General features: G+C 66.2%; 5 protein-coding genes. 3 read left to right on the forward strand and 2 right to left on the reverse strand.

The genetic code is table 11. The features are described from left to right. The coding region (locus tag JHC99_RS16215; protein ID WP_292155608.1) for a M10 family metallopeptidase C-terminal domain-containing protein at positions 1-816 on the forward strand (816 nt) is incomplete at its 5' end. Between the two features lie 3 nt (positions 817-819). Here JHC99_RS16215 and JHC99_RS16220 read toward each other — a convergent pair. Further along, positions 820-1,494 carry a DUF1345 domain-containing protein gene (locus JHC99_RS16220; protein WP_292155611.1) on the reverse strand — a complete coding sequence of 225 codons (675 nt, stop codon included), beginning with the start codon at positions 1,492-1,494 and terminating at the stop codon, positions 820-822. Positions 1,495-1,624: 130 nt separating this feature from the next. On the opposite strand from JHC99_RS16220, the gene JHC99_RS16225 reads away from it, so the two are divergent. Further along, positions 1,625-2,059 carry a hypothetical protein gene (locus tag JHC99_RS16225; RefSeq protein ID WP_292155614.1) on the forward strand — a complete coding sequence of 145 codons (435 nt, stop codon included), beginning with the start codon at positions 1,625-1,627 and terminating at the stop codon, positions 2,057-2,059. A 93-nt stretch (positions 2,060-2,152) separates the two neighbouring features. After that, the gene (locus tag JHC99_RS16230) at positions 2,153-4,255 is read left to right on the forward strand and encodes a malate synthase G (protein WP_292155616.1); all 2,103 of its coding nucleotides are present in this window, start codon (positions 2,153-2,155) and stop codon (positions 4,253-4,255) included. 160 nt (positions 4,256-4,415) lie between these two features. Here the strand turns inward: JHC99_RS16230 and JHC99_RS16235 are convergent. After that, positions 4,416-7,114, reverse strand: a 2,699-nt coding sequence (locus JHC99_RS16235; RefSeq protein WP_292155618.1) for a M1 family aminopeptidase, incomplete at its 5' end; no start/stop codon positions are given.

Below are 7,114 nucleotides of genomic sequence, written 5' to 3' on the forward strand. Positions count from 1 at the left end.
GCCGGGCGGGACGTGTTCCGTTACGAGTCGCGAGGCGATTCCAACCAGACGACCGGGTTCGACAACCTGTACGACTTCGTGACGGGCGAGGACCGGATCGACCTCAACCTGATCGGTGCGACCTCGATCTCGATCCTGAGGACCGACAACGGCTCCAGCTTCGTCTATGCCGAGACGGCGGGCGGTAGTTTCCTGACCACGGCGGCGGGACGGGCGATCAACGGTACCGACTTCATCTATTCTGGCGGGTTCGGCATCTACATGGTCGGGTCCGGCGTCGCCGACACCCTGATCGGGACCAGCCTGGCCGATCCGATCGCAGGCGGAGCGGGCAACGACACCATCACCGGCGGTGGTGGGGCAGACGCGATGTTCGGCGACGCGGGGGCGGATACATTCGTCTATGTGGCGGCCTCGGATTCGACGGCGGCGGCGACGGACGGCATCTTCGGCTTCGTGTCGGGGACCGACAGGCTGGACCTGCGTCTGGTGCGGACAGGTGCGGCCGACACCTTCGGCATCGCCTATCTGCAAGGGGGGTCGTTCCTGTTCGTGGACCTGGGCGGCAACGGCTCGACCGACATGGTCATCGGCTTGGCCAACACGACGCTGGTGGCGTCCGACATCCTTTGGGCAACCGGCGCGATCGGCGAGGAACCGGCGGTCAAGGATGCCGGGCCCCAGACCCTGCCGGGAGCGGACGAGATCGATCTGTCCGACACGGACATGGCCTTCGACCTGTCGCCGCACATCGGCCGCTACATGCTCGACCTGGAGGGCGTACGCGGGTTCCACGGCCAGGACTGGTATCTGTAGGCGTCAGCTCCCCAGCAGGCTGACGGCGAAATTGACGCCCAGGGCCAGGATCACGGTGTTGAAGACGAAGGCCGTGACGCTGTGGATCGAGGCGATGCGGCGCAATCGACGGTCGGCGATCTGAACGTCGGCCGTCTGACAGGCCACGCCGATGATCAGGGCGAAATGGATGAAGTCCCAGTAGTCGGGGTCGTCCTCGCCCGGAAAGATCAGGCCGCCGCGTCGGCTTTGCGACGTGTCGTCGGCCCCCGTGTCACCGAGCCCGTAAAAGCCGTGGGCATAGTGCTGGGCGAAGATCAGGTGGATGAAACACCATGACAGGGCGACCGTGGCCAGGACCAGGGCCGCAGTCGAGGCGGCGCGGGATTCCGGTGCCGTCGCGGCCTCTCCGACCACGATGGCGATGCTGGCGATCGCGGCCAACAGGCTGAGGGGCAGGACGGCGGAGCCGGCGTCGTCCAGTTCGGCGGCGCGGCGGCGAATCCCGTCGGTCGATCCTGTCCGGGCCACCCTGACGATCGTGATCACGAGATAGAGTGCGACCCCGGCGTCCCATCCGGCGGCTGCGCGCGTGAGCCCGCGCCAGTGTCCCGGCGTCAGGATCCCCACCGCAACGGCCACCCCAAGGGCGAGCAGCAGAACCCAGTGAAGGCGCAGGATGCGGAGCGGGACGGTCATGCCTGGAAGGGTGGGCGCGCAGTCGTCGAAACGCCAGCCCTCACCCTCGGTCAGGCATCGTCAGTGCCGTCGGACAGGGCCGCAGTCTAAATTCAGGCCGGTGGCGATGGGCGCGAACCGGGAGGATGACATGACTTTGGCTCCAAAATGGGCGGCGGGCGTGGTGGCGACGGTCGCCCTGGTCGGCGGCGTCTCGCCGGCGACGGCACAGCAGGGCGCGATCATCCAGGTCGGCGACACCAGCCTGACCTGCCAGCAGATCGTCCAGAACGCCAACGAACTGGCCGGCAACCTGGGCGGGGCACCCGAGGGCGGGGTCTTCTCGTCGGAGCAGGCGATCAATGCGGCGACCAGTGTCGCCATGCAGGGGGCGCTGATGTCGGGGGCCGGCCGCGCCGTGCCCGGCCTGGGGCTGCTGGGCAATGCCATGGGCGCGATGGCCCGGCGCGATGCCGAGCGCCGCGAAGCCGAGCGGGTCATCGCGCGGCAACGCTGGTACTATATGAACGGCCTGTATTCGGGGCGCGACTGCGATGCCGTGCTGAGCGGAGCCGACGCGAAATAGCGTTGCGGCGTCTGTGAGCGGGAAAATCCTCGACTTCCCTCGCGTCATCACGGAATGTTACAGGGACGCTCCAACCGTCTCTGGGACACCCGCATGACCGACTATCTCGACCGCGCCGGCCTGGGCGTCGCGCCGGAACTCGCCGCCTTCGTCGAGACCGAGGTGCTGCCCGGGTTGGGGATCGCAGCGGACGGGTTCTGGGTCGGGGTGGCGGATGTGTTCGGCCGGTTCGCACCGGAGAACCGGGCGCTGCTTGCACGGCGCGATGCGCTTCAGTTGCAGATCGACGCCTGGTATCGCGGGCGGCGGGGGCAGGCGAACGACCCGGCGGCGACCGAGGCCTTCCTGAGGGAGATCGGCTATCTGGTCGAGGAGCCCGCGCCGTTCCAGATCACGACGCAGAATGTCGATCCCGAGCTGGCGACCCTGGCCGGGCCGCAACTGGTGGTGCCGATCCTGAACGCGCGGTTCCTGCTGAACGCGGCCAATGCGCGGTGGGGGAGCTTGTATGATGCCCTCTACGGCACCGACGCCCTGGGCGAGGCACCTATCTCGGGGCCGTATGACGCGGCGCGGGGAGCGAAGGTCGTGGCGCGGGCCAAGGCGTTCCTGGACGAGGCGGTTCCGCTTGAGCAGGGCTCGTGGTCCGATCTGACGGACGTGTCGAACGGCATCGCGATCCGCGATCCGGGTCAGTATGTCGGCAAGACCGACCGGTCGCGGGTGTTCCGACACAACGGCCTTCATATCGAGGTGGTGTTTGACGCCGACCATTCGATCGGGCGGACCGATCCGGCGGGGATCAGCGACGTGTTGCTGGAATCGGCCCTGTCGACGATCTGCGACCTCGAGGATTCGGTCGCAGCGGTCGATGCCGAGGACAAGGTCGAGGCCTATCGCAACTGGCTGGGGCTGATGAAGGGTGATCTGGCGGCCTCGTTCCAGAAGGGCGGCCAGACCCTGACCCGGACGCTGGAGGCGGACAGGGTGCTGACGGGGCCGGAGGGCGGCGAGGTGGTGCTCAAGGGCCGGTCTCTGCTGTTCGTCAGGAACGTCGGCCACCTGATGACCAATCCGGCGGTGCGGCTGGCGGACGGGTCTGAGGCACCGGAAGGGATACTGGACGCCATCGTGACCTCCCTGATCGCGATCTACGACCTGCGCGGTCTGGGCGGGTTCAAGAATTCGGCGGCGGGCTCGGTCTATATCGTCAAGCCCAAGATGCACGGACCCGAGGAGGCGGCGTTCACGAACGCCTTGTTCGATGCGGTCGAGGACCTGCTGGGTCTGGCGCGGTACACGATCAAGGTTGGGGTGATGGACGAGGAGCGCAGGACCAGCGCCAACCTGGCCGCGTGCATCCATGCGGTGAAGGACCGGATCGTCTTCATCAACACAGGCTTCCTGGACCGCACAGGCGACGAGATCCACACGGCCATGCAGGCCGGTCCGATGATCCGCAAGGCCGAGGTCAAGGGCTCGGCCTGGATCGCGGCCTATGAGGCGAGGAACGTCGGCATCGGCCTGAAATGCGGCCTGTCGGGCCGGGCGCAGATCGGCAAGGGGATGTGGGCGGCGCCCGACCGCATGGCCGACATGCTGGAGCAGAAGATCGGCCACCCCCGGACCGGGGCCAACACCGCCTGGACGCCGTCGCCGACGGCGGCGACCCTGCACGCGTTGCATTATCACGCCGTCGATGTGTTCGCGGTCCAGAAGGAGGTCGCGACGCGGCCCATTCCCGGACTGACAGACCTGCTGACGCCGCCGCTGGCGCAGGGCGCGAATTGGTCGGAACAGGACATCGCCGACGAGCTCGACAACAATGCGCAGGGGATCCTCGGCTATGTCGTGCGCTGGATCGACCAGGGCGTGGGCTGTTCCAAGGTGCCCGACATCCACGACATCGGCCTGATGGAGGACCGGGCGACGCTGCGGATCAGTTCGCAGCATATCGCCAACTGGCTGCTGCACGGGGTCTGCACGGCCGAACAGGTCGACGCCGCCTTCCTGCGGATGGCGGCCAAGGTGGACGGTCAGAATGCGGGCGATCCCCTGTATCGGCCGATGGCGTCGGATACGGACGGGCTGGCGTTCAAGGCGGCACGGGCCCTGGTGTTCGAGGGGGTGGAGCAGCCGAACGGATACACCGAGCCGCTGCTGCATGCGTTCAGGCGACGGGTGAAGGCGCAGTAGTCAGTCCTTCTCCCCCCTGTGGGAGAAGGTGGCAGCCGTAGGCTGACGGATGAGGGGTCACGCGGTCGGGGCCGGTAAACACCAGCCAAATCAGAGGTCGGTGTGACCCCTCATCCGCCCCTACGGGGCACCTTCTCCCACAAGGGGAGAAGGGATGTTATCAATCCACCTTCTTCAGATTGTCGTCGGAGTTGCGGTCGATCCATTTGTTATAGGGATCGACGCCGGCCCAGACGGGCCTGGCCGCGGTGACCAGTCGGAAGGTCTGGGTCCCCGAGCGCAGGGGACGGCGCTCGAAGGCCAGGACGTTGGTGCGGTCGAACGCGCCCTTGCCCGGCTCGGCCGAGAACGCGCCGATGTCAAAGGTCTCGTTCAGCGGGGCCTCGGTCTCGACACCCTTGCCGTCGGCATAGAGTTTGCGGGCATTGACGGTGATCGTCGTTTCCCACTTGCCGTCCGCGCGCTGGCGGACCGCCGTTGCGGTGGTCTTGACGTCATACAGGGTGATCTTCTCGAACAGGTCGCTGATCAGGGCCTGTTTGTCGGCGGGAGCCTCGGCGCGCAGGGCGGCGATCAGGTCGGTCGATCGGGCGTAGGGCGCGCCCTTGAAGGCATAGCGGGTCACCAGGTTGTGCAGAGCCCGGTTGACCGCCGCCTCGCCGATCTGGTCGCGCAGCAAATACATGACCACGGCACCCTTGCGGTAATGGATGTACTGCTGGTTCTCGACCCGCTGGAGCGGCAGTTCCTCGATCCGTTCGGTACCGCGACCCCGCAGGTAGCTGTCGAGCTCGTACTTCAGGAAGCGGCGGATCTTGTCCGGGCCGTACATCTTTTCCATGACCATCAGGGCCGAGTACTGGGCCAGGGTCTCGCTCAGCAGGGTCATGCCCTGCATCTCCGCGCCGACGATCTGGTGTGCCCACCACTGGTGCGCGAACTCATGGGCGGCGACATAGGTGACGTAGTCGATCTTGGTCGTGTCCGAGAAGTCGGCGATGAAGCCGAACCCTTCGGACCAGGCAAAGGTGTTGGGCATGGACTGGGCGAAGGTGGCGTAGGCCGGGAACTCGCTGATCCGCGCCTGGCGGAATTGATAGGGCGAAAAGTTCGTCCCGAAATAGTCGAGGCTGTTGGTCAGCGCCTGCATCATCCGGGGCACGTTCCCGGTGTGGTCGGGGTCATGGTAGACGACCATCTCCACGCCGTTGTGGGCCTGGCGCGTGATGTCGTAGCGCGCCGACTGGACCGACAGGAAATACAGCACCGGGGCCTCGGTCACGAAACGGACCGTGCGGCGGCCGTCGCGGGTGACGTCAGACTGCTGATAGCCCGGTGCCAGGGGAACCTGGTCTGCATCGGTGGTGACGGTGATGTCGGCGTTGACCCAGTCGGCGCCGATGTAGTTCTTGCCCGTCGCCGAAAGGTCTTCCAGCTTGGCGACGCGAAGCTCCGGCGGCAGGCCGAATTTGCGCCGTTTGGCCCGGTCGGTGAGCATGCCCTGGCGGGACATGCCGATCATGGGCGCGAACTCGGCATTGCTGATGAAGGTGCCGTTGTCGACCAGGCGGGTGGTGTTGCCGCTGTTCTTGAAGCCGCGCTGTTCCAGCACGGTATCAAAGCTGACGGTGAGGCGCTCGCCCGGCTGCATGGGCGTGTCGAAGCGATAGATGCGGTAGTAGAACTCCGGCCATTCGCGCGCCATTCGCCCGCCCTGAACCGTCAGGGCCCGGATATCGAGGTCGTCGTTCCAGCGCACGTGCATCTCCGACAGCGGAGCCCCCGTGCGGTTCTCGATGACATAGGAGCCGCGCGTTTCGACGCGGGGCGCATGCGGGTCCAGGTCGAGGTTCAGCCTGACATCGGTGATCGTCGGCTGCGGCGTGTTCTCGAAACGCAGCAGGGTCTTTTCGTAATTTGCCTGAAGGGTCTCGATCTGGGTGCGGCTGCGGTATTCGTTCCAGACGTTGGTATTGACGAAGATGAAGACGCCGAGCGCGACGAAGGCGGCCAGGGCCGCGCCGCCGATGACGCCGGCCGGCCCCATCAGCCGGTGAGGCAGACGCTTCAGCCGAGGCCAGTAGCGGGTTTCGGCCCCACGCCGCCACATGGCGTAGGCGAGCACCAGCAGGACGATGGCGAAGGCGATCCAGTAGGCCTGGGTCCAGGCGGCGAACTGCCAGAACTTGCCCTGGCCGTTCATGTCCGACAGGGGCACGCCGATGGTCGAGCCATAGCGGTACAGGATATGGTCGAAGCCCAGTCCCGGCAGGACCATGCGCGAGATCTGGAACACCACCATGATGGCCCAACCGACGAACTTGTTGGGCGACAGGGACTGGACCACGATCGCCAGGACGGCGGTCAGGCCGAAGGTGATCGTGCCCGGAACGACGTACCACAGCAGGTATTTGTCGATCTGATAGTCGAATATCCCGCGGAAGGTCTGCATCGCGATGCCTGCGATCATGCCGACGACGAGGATCGAGACCAGGACCAGGATCAGGGCCAGGGTCTTGGGCAGCAGGAAGGTCCAGTCGGGCGTCGACGAGGAATCGATCAGTTCGTGGACCTTGCGGTCCTTGTCGCGCCAGACGAGCTCGCCGGAATAGTAGATGGCCACGATCATGGCGACGAGACCGAACGCGCCCTGCAAGGCTTCGACGACGACGCGGGTGACCAGATGGACGGGGGTGCCGTAGATCTCGCCCGACACCATCAGGACTGTGATCGCGAAGGCGAGGCCCAAAATCATGAGGATGAGATATGCCACGCTCTTGAACACCAGGCTCATCTCGAACGCCGTGCGGGACCACAGTCGGGTCCAGCCGGCGGCCCAGCCATGGCTGGGCCGCCGGC

Source organism: Brevundimonas sp., assembly GCF_016463485.1.
Lineage (GTDB): Bacteria > Pseudomonadota > Alphaproteobacteria > Caulobacterales > Caulobacteraceae > Brevundimonas.